1 protein-coding gene is annotated in these 671 nt (G+C 60.8%); it reads left to right on the top strand.

Annotation, left to right across the window (positions count from 1 at the left end; genetic code table 11):
• Positions 1-671 (top strand): VENN motif pre-toxin domain-containing protein (locus JKP78_RS00045; protein ID WP_200625803.1); only part of this gene is annotated, 671 nt, incomplete at both ends.

The raw sequence follows: 671 nt of genomic DNA, 5'->3' as shown, positions 1-671 counted from the left end.
ACTCAACGTCATGGCCCATGCGGTTTTGGGTGCCGTTGTCGCCCAGGCGCAGGGCAACTCGGCGGCGGCCGGTGCAGCGGGTGCGGCCGGCGGCGAGCTGGTTGCCCGCCTGATCACTCAGCAGTTGTATGGCACCAGCGACAGCAACTCGCTCAGCGAAGAACAGAAACAGACCGTTTCTGCGCTGTCGACGCTGGCAGCCGGGCTTTCGGGTGGCCTGGTGGAAGGTAATAGCGCTGGGGCGGTCGCAGGTGCTGGTGCGGGGCGTAACGCGGTTGAAAACAACCTGCTGGCGAACAAGTACGGCGTTGAGCGGCTGGATGCAGCCAGCCGGGCGTTGTACGAGAAGCTCAAGGCTGCTGGTATTGGCAGCATTGATGAGTTGCACGAGCGGTATAAAGCCTGTGGAGGAAATGGCAACTGCGAGGTTGGTATTCGTGCTGAATACCGGCAGCAGGAGAAACAGGCTGGGGAAAAGCTTGTTGAGCTGTACCAGAGCGGCAGGCTGAGCAAAGCGGAATACGACCTTCTGGTGACGGATTACGCCCTTGCGATGATGAGTGGGGTAGTGGACGCGCAGAAGAGCCACGCCGACGCGAGCTTCCTTGATGTCTATGCGCTGTCGGGCAGCGACTGGTCGCCTATGGGCGTTGTTGCCAATCGGTATGTGA

This window comes from Pseudomonas sp. LAM2023 (assembly GCF_016620375.1).
Classification (GTDB): Bacteria; Pseudomonadota; Gammaproteobacteria; order Pseudomonadales; family Pseudomonadaceae; genus Aquipseudomonas; species Aquipseudomonas anuradhapurensis.
This window is presented reverse-complemented; position numbering and strand designations above follow the sequence as displayed.